Below are 13,571 nucleotides of genomic sequence, written 5' to 3' on the forward strand. Positions count from 1 at the left end.
CCGGCTGACCCAACGACGAGTGCAGCCACGCGGTACAACGATACGCACGGCGGCCAGGTCACGGCAGGGCGCGAATATGCCAGGGAGCTAGGACTCGCCCGCGTACGGCTCACCCAGCCCCCACTCCTCGGCCAGCGCCTGGGCGAACGCGCCCGCGATCTTGTGCTCGCCGTCGGCGTTGGGGTGCGTGCCGTCGTAGGTGTCGACGTGGAAGTCGTACGACGCCGGCGGCGGGACGAGGAGGAGGGCGGAGCCCCGGTCGTCGAGGTCGGCGATCGTCTTCGCCAGGAGGTCGTTGAAGTGGGCGACCTGCCCGGCGAACGCCGGGTCCGCCTCCACCCGGATGTTCGTGATCACCGGCATGACGGCCATGCGGATGCGCGGGTTCGCGGAGCGGGCCTCGGCGACGAAGGAGCGGACGTTGTCCGCGGTCTGCTCCGGGTTGGTGTAGAAGCCGAGGTCGATCAGGCCGAGGGAGACCAGGAGCACGTCCGCGCGGTGGGCGCGGACCGCCTCGCCGATCAGCGGCGTCATGTGGTGCCAGCCCTCGCCCCAGCCGGCCAGGTGGGCGCGGGGGAAGGCGGGGTCGGCGTAGGCGTACGAGGTGGGGGCGTCCGCCGACGGGTCGTGCAGCGTCTCGCGGGGGCCGACGAACGCGAAGGGGCGGCCGTACGCGTCGCGCAGGTGCTGCCACATGCGGTAGCGCCATGTGTGTTCGCCGGCGCTCCCGATCGTCATGGAGTCACCGACGAACATGAACCTGAGCATCCGCTCATCATGGATGATTCGCCTGGTCGGCGCGATGTGAGACCGACCACCCGCCGTGAACGCCCGCGCGGGATGGCAGGCTTGGCGCATGCGCCGATCTTTCGCCCTTCTCGCCTCGGCCCTTCTCGTGGGCGCCTTCGCCGTGCCCGCCTCCGCCGCCGACGGGGACGGCGAGGTGGCCGGGTCCGGCGGGTTCACGATCAAGGACCCGCGCATCACCGAGTCCAGCGGCCTCGCCGCCTCCCGCCTCCACCCCGGCGTCTACTGGACGCACAACGACCAGGACACCGGGCCCTACCTCTACGCCGTGGACGGCGCCACCGGCGAGACCGTCGCCCGGATCACGCTGTCCGGCGTCGGCACGCCCCGGGACGTCGAGGCGATCTCCATCGGACCGGGGAACAAGATCTTCGTCGGCGACATCGGGGACAACCTCGGCGGCACCTGGCCGCACGTGTGGATCTACGAGCTGCCCGAGCCGAAGGAACTGAAGGACCAGACGGTCAGGGCCACGCAGTACGTGGTGAAGTACGCGGACGGCGCCCGCGACGCCGAGTCGATGGCCGTCCACCCGAAGACCGGGCGCGTCTACATCATCGACAAGAACGAGGACGGCGGGCACCTGTACGAGGGCCCGGCGAAGCTGTCCCCCTCCGGCACCAACGTCTTCCGGCCCACCGTCCCCGTCGACCTCTGGGCCACCGACGCCGCGTTCTCCCCGGACGGCGAGCAGCTCGCCGTGCGCGGTTACCTGGGCGGCGTCTGGTACGCCTGGAACGGCGGGAAGATCCGGCGCGAGGGGCGGATCAGCGTGCCCCTGGGGCAGGGGGAGTCCGCCACCTACACCACCGACGGGAAGAAGCTGCTGCTCGGGATGGAGGGGCAGAACAGCCCGGTCAAGGCCGAGGACGTGCCCGGCGGTGACGAGGGCGGGGGAGGCACGGACGCCCCGGGAAGCGCGTCGTCCGCCTCCGGAGACGGCTCCGACTGGGGCACGCTCAAGGTCGGCGGGGGCGTCCTGGTGGCCGCCTGTGGTGCCCTGTTCGCGCTACGGCTGCGGCGGCGGGCCCGCGGTCGCTGAGCCGGCAGGAGCGGGAGAACGGCGAAGGGCGCCCGGCGGTGTGCCGGGCGCCCCTCGCCGTCGTACGGGAGTGGTGGTCAGAGCTTCTCGATGACGTGGTCGATGCACTTGGTCAGCGCCTCGACGTCGGCCGGGTCGATCGCCGGGAACATCGCGATCCGCAGCTGGTTGCGGCCCAGCTTGCGGTACGGCTCGGTGTCGACGATGCCGTTGGCGCGCAGCACCTTGGCGACGGCGGCGGCGTCGATGTCGTCCGAGAAGTCGATGGTGCCGATGACCTGCGACCGCTTGGCCGGGTCGGTGACGAACGGGGTGGCGTACTTGGCCTCCTCCGCCCAGGCGTACAGGCGGGACGAGGAGTCCTTGGTGCGGCCGGTGGTGAAGTCCAGGCCGCCCTGGCCGTTCATCCACTCCAGCTGCTCGTTCAGGAGGAAGAGGGTGGCCAGCGCCGGGGTGTTGTACGTCTGGTTCTTGCGGGAGTTGTCGATCGCCGTCGGCAGCGAGAAGAACTCCGGGACGTGCCGGCCGCTCGCGTGGATCCGCTCGGCGCGCTCGATCGCGGCCGGGGAGAAGACGCCGATCCACAGGCCGCCGTCGGAGGCGAAGGACTTCTGCGGGGCGAAGTAGTAGACGTCGGTCTCGGCGATGTCCACGGGCAGGCCGCCGGCGCCGGAGGTGGCGTCGACCAGCACGAGGGAGCCCTCGTCGGCACCGGCGACACGCTTGATCGGCATGGCGACGCCGGTCGAGGTCTCGTTGTGCGTGAACGCGTACACGTCCACGCCGGCCTCGGCGTGTGCCTCGGGGTGGGTGCCCGGGTCGGCGGAGACGACCGTCGGCTCGGCCAGCCAGGGGGCGAGCTTGGCCGCCTTGGCGAACTTGGAGGAGAACTCGCCGAAGGTCAGGTGCTGCGACTTGTTCTCGATCAGGCCGTGCGTCGCGACGTCCCAGAACGCGGTGGACCCGCCGTTGCCGAGGACCACCTCGTAACCGTCGGGGAGCCGGAACAGCTCGGAGATGCCCTCGCGCACCTTGCCGACCAGGTTCTTGACCGGAGCCTGGCGGTGGGAGGTGCCCATGAGGGACGTACCGGTGGCGGCCAGGGCGTCCAGCGCCTCCACCCGCACCTTGGAGGGACCCGCGCCGAATCGACCGTCCGCGGGCTTGATGTCAGCAGGAATCTGGATCTCAGCCACGAGCGGGAGCCTATCGGCTGAGGGAAAGCCGGGTGAAAAATCGTCCGTCCGCTGAGACGGACGGTGGACAGGCGGCGGGCGGCCGGCGGGCGGGCGGTGGAGGGCACGGGGCCCGTCCACCGCCCGGGGGATCAGCCGCCGAGCCTCACCGGGAGCTCGTACAGGTCGTTCTGGGTGACCACCGGCTTGTTGCGCAGTTCGCTCGCCGGGACCGCCAGGTCGAGCCCCGGGAAGCGGGCGTACAGGGCGGGGAGGGCCACGCCGGCCTCCAGGCGGGACAGGGCCGCGCCGGGGCAGACGTGCGGTCCGTGGCCGAAGGAGATGTGCCGGTTGGCGCTCTCGCGGGTGATGTCGAAGACGCCGGCCGTCGGTCCGTGCGCCTGCTCGTCCCGGCCGATCGCCGCGTACGACACGATCAGCGCGTCACCCGCCGGGAGGACCTTGTCACCGACCGGTACGTCCTCCGTCGCGAACCGGATCAGCACGTGCGAGGTGGGCGTGGCGTAGCGCAGGGTCTCCTCGATCACCGCCGACCACTCCGCCTTGCCGGTCAGCACCAGCTCGCGCTGCTCGGGGTGGAGGGAGAGGTTGACCACCGCGTTGACGATGAGGGAGATCGTCGTCTCGTGGCCGGCCGCCACCATCAGCTGGAGCGTGGAGACGATCTCCTCGTCGGTGAGGTGGTCGCCGTCCTCCGAGGCCTGGACGAGCGCGGAGGTCAGGTCGTCGCCCGGGTTCTCGCGCTTGTGCGCGACCGTCTCGGCCATGATCGCGGCCAGTTCGGTCAGCGTCGCGATGACCTCCTCGGGCGGGGTCTGCGTGGAGAAGAACTTCTCGAACAGCACCTTCAGGCGCGGCAGCCGTTCCTCCGGCAGCCCCATCAGGTCGGCGATGACGTACATCGGCAGCGGGTAGGCGAACGCCGCCTTCAGGTCGACGGTGTCACCGGGCAGGCCGGCCACCTGGTCCAGCAGGCCCTCGGTCAGCTCCGTGATGCGTTCCCGCATCCGCTCCACCCGGCGCGGGGTGAGGGCCTGCGCGACCAGGGTGCGCAGCCGGCGGTGGTCGGCGCCGTCCACGGTGAGCATGGAGCGGGGCGGGTTCGCCAGCCCGATCAGCGGCCAGTCGGGGGCGATCTCGCCGCGCTGCCAGGCACCCCAGACGTTGATGTCCTTCACCAGACGCGGGTCGGTGAGCAGCCTCTTCGCCTCGGCGTGGTGGGTGACCGCCCACACCGGCACGTCGCCCGGCAGCAGCACGGCGGCCAGCGGGCCGGCGGCCCGCAGCGCGGCACTCTCCCCGTCCAGGTCGGAGACGAAGGGGTCGAGGACGATACGGGCCTGTCCGGTGTCCGTCGTCGTGGTGTGCGTGCCAGTCGTCATATGAGGGAGCCTCCAAGGGCGGGGGTGGGCGTGAAGGTGACCGGGAGTTCGGACAGTCCGCGCAGCCACGGCGAGGGACGGCGGGTCAGGTCGGTGCCGGGCACGGCGAGGTCGATGTCCGGCAGCCGGTCCAGGACGACCTCGATGCCGGTCCGGGCGATGACCTCGGCGATCTCCTGCGCCGGGAACGGGCAGCGGTGCTCCCCGTGGCCGAAGGAGAAGTGGGCGCTGTTGCCGCCGGTCAGCGCCGAGCCGTCGGTCCGTACCTGGGGATCGGAGTTGGCGCCCTGCAGGCCGAGCAGCAGCATGTCGCCGGCGCGGATGCGGCGGCCGCCGAGCTGGGTGTCGCGGGAGGCCCAGCGGGCGGCCACGTTCTGCGTCGGGGTGTCCTCCCACAGCACCTCGTTCATCGCCTCGGCGATGCTGTTGCGGCCGCCGAAGAGGGAGGCGGCGAACCGGGTGTCGGTGAGCATCAGACGCAGGGAGTTGCCGATCCAGTCGGCGGTCGGCTGGTGTCCGGCCGCCATCATCACCATCAGGTCCTGGCCGATCTCCTCCTCGGTGAAGCCGGAGGGGTCGGCGAGCATCCGGGACACGACGTCCTCGGCGGGCCGCTCCCTGCGGTCGGCCACGAGCCGGGTCATCGACGTGAACAGGTGGGTCTGGCCCGCCAGCGCCCGCTCCCGCCCGTCGATCATGTCGTTGAGGGCGGTGACCAGGCCCGGCCCCTCCTCGTCCGAGAAGCCGTAGAGCCGCGCCAGCACCCGCACCGGCAGCAGCATCGCGAACTCGCCGATCAGGTCGGCCGAGCCCTTCGCGCAGATGCCGTCGATCAGCTCGTCCGCGAACTTCTCCGCGTAACCGCGCAGTTCGGACGCGTCGACCGCCTCCAACGCGTTCACCAGCATCGCGGCCCGCTGCCGGTGCCGTTCGCCGACGGTGTAGAGGATCGACGGCTGCTTCCGGCCGATCATCGGCAGCAGCGGCCAGTCGTCGGGGATGTTCTCCCACTGGTTCCACAGGTCGGAGTCGCGGCTGAACAGCACCGGGTCGCCGGTGATCTGGTGCAGTTCGCGGTAGCCGAGCACCAGCCACGCCGGCGCGTCGCCGTCCAGCAGCAGCGGGACGACGTTGCCGTGCTCGCGCCGCAGCTCCCGGTACACGCGGGCGGGGTCGTCCTGGAGCAGGGGGCCGCTGAACCGGACGGCGCCGGGGATGGGGGCGGGGGCGGAGGTCACACCAGCTCCTGACGGGGGGCTCGGGCCGGGTCGGCGTACAGGGCCTGGAGGTGCTCGACCAGGGTGATCAGCACGATCTTGCTGGACTCCCGGGACCGCGCGTCGCAGTTGACCAGCGGCACGTGCGGATCGAGGTCGAGGGCCTCGCGGATCTGGGCCGGGGTGAAGGTGGGGCCGCCGAAGTCGTTGCAGGCCACGATGAAGGGCGTGCCGTGCTTCTCCAGCCGGTCGATGGCGTACCAGGAGTCGTCGATGCGCCGGGTGTCGACCAGCACGACCGCGCCGAGCGTGCCGGAGAACAGCCGGTCCCACAGGAACCAGAAGCGTTCCTGGCCGGGGGCGCCGAACAAATACAGCACGTTGCGGGTGTCGAGGGTGATGCGGCCGAAGTCGAAGGCGACGGTGGTCGCGGTCTTGCCGCGCACCTCGCTGATGTCGTCGACGGCCTCGCCCGCCTGCGTCATCGTCTCCTCGGTGTTGAGGGGGCGGATCTCGCTGACCGAGCGGACCATGGTCGTCTTGCCGGCGCCGAAGCCGCCCACGACCACGATCTTGAGGCCGTTGTCGGCCGACGCGCCCAGCGGCGTGCGCGTCTCAGAGATTGCGGAGTCCAACGAGCACCTGCTCCAGGATGTCGGGGTCGGGTACGGCGGCCGTGCGGGGGTGGCGGGCGCTGACCCGGCCCGCCGCCTGGAGGTCACGGAGCAGGATCCGGGTGATGCTCACGGGCAGTCTCAGCTCCGCCGCGATCTCCACGACCGCCGTGGGGCGTTCGGTCAGCCGCAGGATCGCGGCGTGCTCGGACTGCATGCCGGGCACCGGATCGCATTCGGCGACGACGAGGGTGACCAGGTCGAAGGGGTTGTCGGGGCCGGACCGGCTGCGCCCTCCGGTGAGGGTGTAGAGCCGGTCGGGGGCGTCGTCCCTGCCGGGCCTGCTCATGAGGTGCGCGGCCGTGCGGTCAGGTGCTCGCCGAGCTGCTCCACGAGCTCGCTCATGTTGTGCCCGACGAGTCCGGCGTCCGCGTCCTCGGTGGTGACGACGGCCAGGTGCGCGCCCTCGCCGGCCTCCACGATGAACAGCACGCCGCCGTAGAACTCGGTCATCGCCGAGCGCACGCCGCCGCTGCCGTCGCCGAACTCGACGGAGGCACCGTGCGACAGCGACTGGATGCCGGCGGCGATCGCGGCGAGCTGGTCGGCCTGGTCGGTGGACAGCTCCGGGGTACGGCACAGCCTCAGGCCGTCACGGGACAGCACGAGCGCGTGCCGCGCGCCCGGCGTGCGCTTCAGCAGCCCCTCTAGCAGCCAGGTGAGCTTCTCGTCGGCGGTCGTCGTGCCGGTCATGAGGTGGTGTCGCCTTCCGGGGTCGGGGGGGTGGGTCGTGCTTCGGGGGTCGGGTCGGGGGCGGTGCCGGTGTCCGGGCCGGGGGCGGTGCCGGTGTCCGGGCCGGCCGAGTCGTCCGGGGCGGGAGGGCGGACGGCCTGACGGAAGCTGCTGAAGCGGGCGGTGCGCGCCCTGGTCTCCTCGGCCGTCGGCGCGGGCCGGGGAGCGGTGACCCGGTCGCCGGAACGGGCGCGTTCCGCGTCGGCGAGGGTCCGGCCCCGGCGGCGTCGGGGCAGGACGAGCGGCGGCGCGTCGGTGCCCCGGTCCGGGGAGCCGTGGGCCGGCACCGGGTCGGGGTCGAGGTCGGTCCCGGCGCGGGCGGCGGCGTAGGAGGGGGCGGGGCGGGCGCCGTCGCGGGGCTGTTCCCGCCCGGCCGTGACGCCGGTGCCGTCGCCGTCGTCGCGGGCGGTGACGTGGCTCGTCTCCGGTTCCGGCAGGCCGGGGGCGGGCTCGGGGGCCGGGCGGTCGGGGACGGACGGCGGGCCGGCCGGAGCGGCGGTGCGGGCGGCCGTCGGCGCCGTGGGCGCGTTCGGCGGTACGAGGATGTCCTGCGGTACGAGCATCAGGACGCCCGTGCCGCCGCGGGCCGAGGGGCGGTACGAGACCCGGAGCCCGTACCGCCGGGACAGCCGGCCGACGACGGCGAGGCCGAGCCGGGTTCCGGTGAGGCCGCCGAGCCCGGCGGTCTCACCGGCGACCGCGCGCTCGGCGCGGCGCAGTTGCGCCTCGCCCATGACGAGTCCGCTGTCCTCCACGGACACGATGACCCCGGCCGGGACCTCCTCGACGTAGACGTGGACCTCGGCGGTCGGCGGCGAGAAGTTCGCAGCGTTGTCAAGGAGTTCGGCGAGCGCGTGCATCACGCCCTCGGCGGCGTGTCCGGCGACCGCGGTGTCGCTGGCGGAGTGGACGCGGACCCGCCGGTAGCCGCTGATCCGGCCCATGGCGCCGCGCAGGATCGACTCCATGGAGATGGGCCGGGCCCAGCGGCGGCCGGAGCGGGCGCCGGTGAGGACGGCGACGGAGTCGGCGAGCCGGCCGGCCTGCGCGGTGCGGTGGTCGAGGTGGAGCAGGTCGGCGAGGACCTCCTCGTCGTGGTGCTTCTCCTCCATCGCGCGCAGGTCCGCGAGCATGCCGGTGGCCAGGGCCTGCATCCGCCCGGCGGCGTTGGCGGTCGCGGACAGCGCGGCGGCCCGCGCGGCGTCGGCCTCGCGCAGCCGGGTGGTCAGCCGCGCGTTCTCCGCGGCGAGTTGGGCCTGTTCCCGCTCCAGCCGTGCGCGCTCGTCGCCCAGCCGGTCGCGCTCCTCGGCGTGTTCCTTCGCCAGCCGGGCCAGTTCGGCGGCGTGTTCACCGGCGATCCGGTCCCGCTCCTCGGCGTGCTCCCGGGCCGAACGGGCCGCTTCGGCGGCGTGCTGCTCGGTGAGGCGGTCGCGTTCCGCGGCCAGGGACTCGGTGAGCCGGCTGCGCTCCTGGTCCAGTTCGGCGGACAACCGCGCTCGTTCCCGGGCGAGTTCGCCGGTCAGCCGCTCGTGCTGGCGGCGGGACTCCTCGGTCAGCCGGGACCGGTCCTGGAGCAGTCGGCCGACGTCCTGGGTGACGGTGTCCAGCCGGGTCCGGGCGGCCCGCGCCGACAGGACGGCGTGGGCGGCGACCGCGGCGGCCGCGCACAGCAGTGCGGCGGCGACCGTGCCCGTCACCGCGACGGCGCCGGCCGCGGCGTCCGGTACGAGGAGGACGGCGGCGACGACGGCGAGCGCGGCGGGCACCGCGGTGAGCAGCGGGACGGGCAGCACGCTGCGGGGGGTGGGGCGGTCGCCGGGGAGCAGGGGGGTCATCAATCAGGGTCCTCGGTCGTCCTCGGTCGGTCCGCGGGCGTGCACCGTCGTGTCCGCGCGGCCCTCGGGCAGGTTCCACTGCGCTGCCGGACCGGATGCAGGGGGTCATTTTCGAACGTGGCCCGTCAACTGCGCGCAATTCGCGGTCACTATAGGGGAGTTCGTGATCGGGTTGGGGAGATTCCGCTTCGGTTCTCGGTATGCGAGGTGTCCGGTGCGTGCTTCGGGCCTTCCGCGGCGCGGCGCGACGCGCAGGCCGTCACCGTGTCCGGGTCCCGGCGGGGGCATCCTGACGGCATGACGGATCACCGGGACCTGGCGGCCGGACTGCGGTCGGCCGTGCGCGGCGAGGTCGACTTCGGCACGACCGCGCGGGCGTTGACCACCATGGACGCCTCCAACTACCGCCGGGTGCCGCTCGGCGTGGTGGCGCCACGGGACGCCGACGACGTGGCGGCCGCGCTGGAGGTGTGCCGGGAGCGGGGCGTGCCGGTCGTGGCGCGGGGCGGCGGGACGTCGATCGCGGGGCAGGCGACCGGCACGGGCGTCGTCCTGGACCTCACCCGGCACATGAACCGGCTGGTCTCGCTCGACCCCGAGGCGCGCACGGCCGTCGTCCAGCCCGGCCTGGTCCTCGACCGCCTCCAGGAGGCCGCCGCCCCGCACGGCCTGCGCTTCGGCCCCGACCCCTCCACCCACAGCCGGTGCACGCTCGGCGGGATGATCGGCAACAACTCGTGCGGCTCCCACTCGGTGGCCTGGGGCACGACGGCGGACAGCGTGCGCGAGCTGACGGTGCTCACCGCGCGCGGACGGCGCCTGCGCCTCGGGCGGGAGTGGGCCGGGGCGCCCGAGGGCCTGCGCGAGCTGGTGGACGGCGACCTGGCCCGCCTGCGCACCGGCTTCCCCGCCCTGCCCCGCCGTATCTCCGGCTACGCGCTGGACGCGCTGCTGCCGGAACGGGGCGCGGACGTGGCCCGCTCCTTCTGCGGCTCGGAGGGCACGCTGGGCGTGCTGACCGAGGCGGTGGTCCGCCTGGTCGAGGCACCGCGCGCACGGGCGCTGGCGGTCCTCGGGTACGCCGACGAGACCGGGGCGGCCGAGGCCGCGGCGGGGCTGCTGCCGCTCGGGCCGCTGACGGTGGAGGGCATGGCGGTGGACCTGGTGCCGTCCACGCGGGGGCTGCCCCGGGGCGGGGCGTGGCTGTTCGTGGAGACGGGCGGCGCGTCGCAGGCGCAGGCGCGCGCACGTGCCGAGGCGGTCGTGCGGGCGGCCGACGTCGTGGACGCGCTGGTGGTGACCGACCCGGCCGGGCAGCGGGCGCTGTGGCGGATCAGGGAGGACGCGAGCGGCACGGCGACGCGGCTGCCTGGGGGCACCTCCCGGACGGGGTCCGGGGGAGGTGCGGAGGCGTGGCCCGGCTGGGAGGACTGCGCGGTGCCGCCGGCGCGGCTGGGCGGTTACCTGCGGGACTTCCGGGGCCTGCTCGCCGCCCACGGCCTGCGCGGCACGCCGTACGGGCACTTCGGCGACGGCTGCATCCACGTACGCATCGACTTCGACCTGCTGACGGGCGCCGGGGTGGCCCGCTTCCGCCGTTTCTCCGAGGAGCTGGCCGACCTGGTCGTGGCGCACGGCGGCTCGCTGTCCGGGGAGCACGGGGACGGTCAGGCGCGGGCCGAGCTGCTGCCGCGGATGTACGGCGCGGAGACGGTCGCCCTCTTCGAACGGGCCAAGGGGATCTGGGACCCGGACGACCTGCTCAACCCGGGGATGCTGGTCCGTCCGGCACCGCTCGACACGAACCTGCGCTTCTCCGTGCTGCCGCGCGACCCGGTGGACGTGGAGTTCGGCTACCCGTCCGACGGCGGCGACTTCTCGGCGGCGGTGCGCCGCTGCGTGGGGGTCGCCAAGTGCCGTACGACGTCGGTGTCCGGCGCGGCGGTGATGTGCCCGTCGTTCCGGGCGACGGGGGAGGAGGAACACTCCACGCGGGGCAGGGCGCGGCTGCTGCACGAGATGCTCGCCGGTGAACTGGTGACCGACGGCTGGCGGTCGACGGAGGTACGGGACGCCCTGGACCTGTGCCTGTCCTGCAAGGGCTGCCGCTCCGACTGCCCGGTCGGGGTCGACATGGCCACGTACAAGGCGGAGTTCCTGCACCACCACTACGCGGGCCGGCTCCGCCCGGCCGCGCACTACGCGATGGGGTGGCTGCCGGTGTGGCTGCGCTGGGCGGCGCGGACCCGGGTGACTCCGGTCGTCAACGCCCTGGCCCCTGTCCGGCCGTTGGCCGCGGTGGCGAAACGGCTGGGCGGGATCGCGGCCGAGCGGGAGCTGCCGCGGCTGGCGGGGGAGACGTTCAGCCGGTGGTGGCGCGGGCGTGGGGGACCGTCCGGCGGGGGTGAGCTGGTGGTCCTGTGGCCCGACACCTTCACCGAGCACCTGTCCCCGTCCGTGGGCCGGGCGGCCGTACGGGTGCTGGAGGCGGCGGGCCTGCGGGTGGTGCTGCCGCCGACGCTGCGGACGCGGGGCCGGGCCGTCGGAGACGGTATGTCGAGGTCGGCCATGGGACTGCTGACCGCCCGCCGGGGCCGGGTCTGCTGCGGCCTGACGTACGTCTCCACCGGCCAGCTGGACCGCGCCCGCGCGGTGCTGCGCCGCACGCTGGACCTGATGGCACCGGTGTTGACGACGTCCGCACCGGTCGTCGTCCTGGAACCGAGCTGCGCCGCCGCCCTGCGCACGGACCTGCCCGAGCTGCTGCACGACGACCCGCGCGCGGCCCGGCTCGCGGCGCGGGTGCTGACCTTCGCGGAGACCCTGGAACGCCACACCCCCGACTGGACCCCGCCGGTCCTGGACCGCCCGGTCACCGGCCAGACCCACTGCCACCAGCACGCGGTCCTGGGCGACGCGGCCGACCGCCGCCTGCGCGCCGCCGCCGGCCTCACCGGCGAGCTGAGCGGCGGTTGCTGCGGTCTCGCGGGCGACTTCGGTTTCGAGGCCGGCCACTACGAGGTCTCGGCCGCCTGCGCCGAGGACCAGTTGCTGCCGGCGGTGCGCGAGGCGCCGGACGGGGCGGTGGTCCTGGCGGACGGCTTCTCGTGCCGGACCCAGCTGGAGCAGCTGGCGGGGGTGCGGGGGCGGCACCTGGCGGAGGTGCTGGCGGAGGGGCTGGGGAAGTGACGCGGGCAGGGGGGAGGGAGATCGGAGCGGAAGTCCCGCCGACGCGCCGCACGAACACTGTTCCGCCGGGACGTTCGCTCCGATCGCGTCCGTCCGTCCGCCCGTCCGCCCGTCCGCCCGTCCGCCCGTCCGTCCGCCCGTCGGCCCGCCCGCACCACGCCGCCGCGGTCCACCCCTCGCCCTTCACGATCTAGGACAGCATCTGACCTCGATGGTTCATAGCGTGGTCCCCGACCGACGGAAGAGCACCACCGGAAGGCGGAGACCATGACCTTCGACGAGACGACCACCCGCGACCGGGCCGGGGCCCCGGCCGTCACCGGCGAGCGCGCCGACCTGCTGGAGACGCTGGCCAAGCACCGGCACTTCCTGCGCTTCACCACCCGTGACCTCACCGACGAGCAGGCCGGACTCCGGACCACCGCCGGCGATCTGTGCCTGGGCGGCCTGATCAAGCACATGGCCGCGGGCGAGCGGAGCTGGGGGGACTTCATCCTGAACGGTCCGTCGGCGATGCGGGACTTCACGGCCATGACCGAGGCCGACTGGGCCCGGCGGGCCGACGAGTTCCGGATGCTGCCCGGCGAGACGCTGGCCGGTGTCCTGGCCGACTACGACGAGGCGGCCCGCCGGACCGACGACCTGGTCGCCACCCTGCCCGACCTGGGGGCCTCGTGGCCGTTGCCGAAGGCTCCCTGGTTCGAGGACACGCACTGGTCGGCCCGCCGGGTGCTGCTGCACCTCATCGCCGAGACCGCTCAGCACGCCGGCCACGCCGACATCATCCGCGAGTCCCTGGACGGTGCGAAGAGCATGGGCTGACCGGTGGTGTCCGGTCGGGCGGGCGGCCGGTGATCACCCGTAGAGCGAGCGGGCCCCCGGGCTGCCGCCCTCGAACCGCTGCCCCATGGCGATCTCCTCGCCGACCACCGACCAGACCGTCTCGTCGTCCCGGAAGGGGAGGGGGTCGAGCGCGTCCGTCTCCCGGCGGACGCGCTCGACCTCGCGTTCCAGGCGCTCGAAGCCGGCTTCCTCGTCGCCGTCGTCACCGAAGGAGAACTCGTCCAGCAGACGCTGGAACCGGACGGTGACCCGGACCAGGGAGGAGACGTCCGTGTGGAGTTCCCGCACGGTCTCCTCGTCGGGGTCGAAGGCGTACACCTTGCCGCTGCCGGGGTCCAGAGCGAGGTGGGCGCCGAGGAGCCAGCCGATGACGGGCCATCCGCCCGCGCCCCGTGAGGCGGCCTCGAAGTCCTCGGGGTCGACGACCTCCTGGACGAGGGGCAGCCGACCGGATTCCTCGTCGGGCTCACGCAGCGAGAGCGTCCCGGTGGGGACGCCGACGGTCCGCAGGAGGCGGGCGCCCCCGGTGTCCGCGGCGAGGGGCGGGAAGGCGGTGGCGGGCAGGGTCGCGAGCCGGTGCTCGCCGAAGGTGTCGGCGAGTTCGCCGCGGGTGACGTCGAAAAGCACTGCCGGGACTCCGAACACAGCTGTGAC

Annotated in this window: 12 protein-coding genes; 3 read left to right on the top strand and 9 right to left on the bottom strand. The window is 73.7% G+C overall.

Annotated elements, in window-relative coordinates; translation table 11 throughout:
• Positions 1 to 87: 87 nt before the first annotated feature.
• Positions 88 to 768 (bottom strand): GDSL-type esterase/lipase family protein, encoded by a 681-nt coding sequence (locus tag ACIRFH_RS25750; protein ID WP_403525230.1) that lies wholly within the window; start codon positions 766 to 768, stop codon positions 88 to 90.
• A gap of 88 nt (positions 769 to 856) precedes the next feature.
• Here ACIRFH_RS25750 and ACIRFH_RS25755 point away from each other — a divergent pair, with 88 nt between their 5' ends.
• Entirely contained in the window at positions 857 to 1,849 is a 993-nt protein-coding gene (locus ACIRFH_RS25755) for a WD40 repeat domain-containing protein (RefSeq protein ID WP_403525233.1), read from the top strand.
• A gap of 77 nt (positions 1,850 to 1,926) precedes the next feature.
• On the opposite strand, the gene serC is transcribed toward ACIRFH_RS25755, so the two are convergent.
• From serC to ACIRFH_RS25790, 7 genes are all read right to left on the bottom strand, one after another.
• Complete coding sequence (serC, locus tag ACIRFH_RS25760; protein ID WP_403525236.1) at positions 1,927 to 3,045, bottom strand: phosphoserine transaminase; 1,119 nt, start codon at positions 3,043 to 3,045, stop codon at positions 1,927 to 1,929.
• Positions 3,046 to 3,176: 131 nt separating this feature from the next.
• Positions 3,177 to 4,427, bottom strand: a complete 1,251-nt coding sequence (locus tag ACIRFH_RS25765) for a cytochrome P450 (protein ID WP_403525239.1) — start codon at positions 4,425 to 4,427, stop codon at positions 3,177 to 3,179.
• Positions 4,424 to 5,665: a cytochrome P450 gene (locus ACIRFH_RS25770; protein WP_403525242.1), complete on the bottom strand. Its 1,242-nt coding sequence runs from the start codon at positions 5,663 to 5,665 to the stop codon at positions 4,424 to 4,426. Before ACIRFH_RS25770 ends, ACIRFH_RS25765 begins: the two co-directional genes overlap by 4 nt.
• The gene (locus ACIRFH_RS25775) at positions 5,662 to 6,279 is read right to left on the bottom strand and encodes a GTP-binding protein (protein ID WP_403525245.1); all 618 of its coding nucleotides are present in this window, start codon (positions 6,277 to 6,279) and stop codon (positions 5,662 to 5,664) included. Before ACIRFH_RS25775 ends, ACIRFH_RS25770 begins: the two co-directional genes overlap by 4 nt.
• The gene (locus tag ACIRFH_RS25780; RefSeq protein ID WP_403525248.1) at positions 6,260 to 6,607 is read right to left on the bottom strand and encodes a DUF742 domain-containing protein; all 348 of its coding nucleotides are present in this window, start codon (positions 6,605 to 6,607) and stop codon (positions 6,260 to 6,262) included. The genes ACIRFH_RS25775 and ACIRFH_RS25780 overlap by 20 nt, the downstream gene beginning before the upstream one ends.
• Entirely contained in the window at positions 6,604 to 7,011 is a 408-nt protein-coding gene (locus ACIRFH_RS25785) for a roadblock/LC7 domain-containing protein (RefSeq protein WP_403525251.1), read from the bottom strand. The genes ACIRFH_RS25780 and ACIRFH_RS25785 overlap by 4 nt, the downstream gene beginning before the upstream one ends.
• A complete protein-coding gene (locus ACIRFH_RS25790) occupies positions 7,008 to 8,888 on the bottom strand; it encodes an ATP-binding protein (RefSeq protein ID WP_403525254.1) in 1,881 nt (626 codons plus the stop codon). The genes ACIRFH_RS25785 and ACIRFH_RS25790 overlap by 4 nt, the downstream gene beginning before the upstream one ends.
• Before the next feature lie 294 nt (positions 8,889 to 9,182).
• On the opposite strand from ACIRFH_RS25790, the gene ACIRFH_RS25795 reads away from it, so the two are divergent.
• Positions 9,183 to 12,074 carry an FAD-binding and (Fe-S)-binding domain-containing protein gene (locus ACIRFH_RS25795; protein WP_403525257.1) on the top strand — a complete coding sequence of 964 codons (2,892 nt, stop codon included), beginning with the start codon at positions 9,183 to 9,185 and terminating at the stop codon, positions 12,072 to 12,074.
• Between the two features lie 267 nt (positions 12,075 to 12,341).
• Complete coding sequence (locus ACIRFH_RS25800; protein WP_403525260.1) at positions 12,342 to 12,896, top strand: DinB family protein; 555 nt, start codon at positions 12,342 to 12,344, stop codon at positions 12,894 to 12,896.
• Between the two features lie 33 nt (positions 12,897 to 12,929).
• On the opposite strand, the gene ACIRFH_RS25805 is transcribed toward ACIRFH_RS25800, so the two are convergent.
• The gene (locus ACIRFH_RS25805; RefSeq protein ID WP_403525263.1) at positions 12,930 to 13,544 is read right to left on the bottom strand and encodes an SUKH-4 family immunity protein; all 615 of its coding nucleotides are present in this window, start codon (positions 13,542 to 13,544) and stop codon (positions 12,930 to 12,932) included.
• Positions 13,545 to 13,571 lie beyond the last annotated feature (27 nt).

Source organism: Streptomyces sp. NPDC093586, from assembly GCF_044764905.1.
Classification (GTDB): domain Bacteria; phylum Actinomycetota; class Actinomycetes; order Streptomycetales; family Streptomycetaceae; genus Streptomyces.

Excerpts from the sequence above, each read along its gene's own strand:
- ACIRFH_RS25750 (WP_403525230.1), bottom strand. The coding sequence starts at position 768 with ATGCTCAGGTTCATGTTCGTCGGTGACTCCATGACGATCGGGAGCGCC.
- ACIRFH_RS25755 (WP_403525233.1), top strand. The coding sequence starts at position 857 with ATGCGCCGATCTTTCGCCCTTCTCGCCTCGGCCCTTCTCGTGGGCGCC.
- ACIRFH_RS25765 (WP_403525239.1), bottom strand. The coding sequence starts at position 4,427 with ATGACGACTGGCACGCACACCACGACGACGGACACCGGACAGGCCCGT.
- ACIRFH_RS25780 (WP_403525248.1), bottom strand. The coding sequence starts at position 6,607 with ATGAGCAGGCCCGGCAGGGACGACGCCCCCGACCGGCTCTACACCCTC.
- ACIRFH_RS25785 (WP_403525251.1), bottom strand. The coding sequence starts at position 7,011 with ATGACCGGCACGACGACCGCCGACGAGAAGCTCACCTGGCTGCTAGAG.
- ACIRFH_RS25795 (WP_403525257.1), top strand. The coding sequence starts at position 9,183 with ATGACGGATCACCGGGACCTGGCGGCCGGACTGCGGTCGGCCGTGCGC.
- ACIRFH_RS25800 (WP_403525260.1), top strand. The coding sequence starts at position 12,342 with ATGACCTTCGACGAGACGACCACCCGCGACCGGGCCGGGGCCCCGGCC.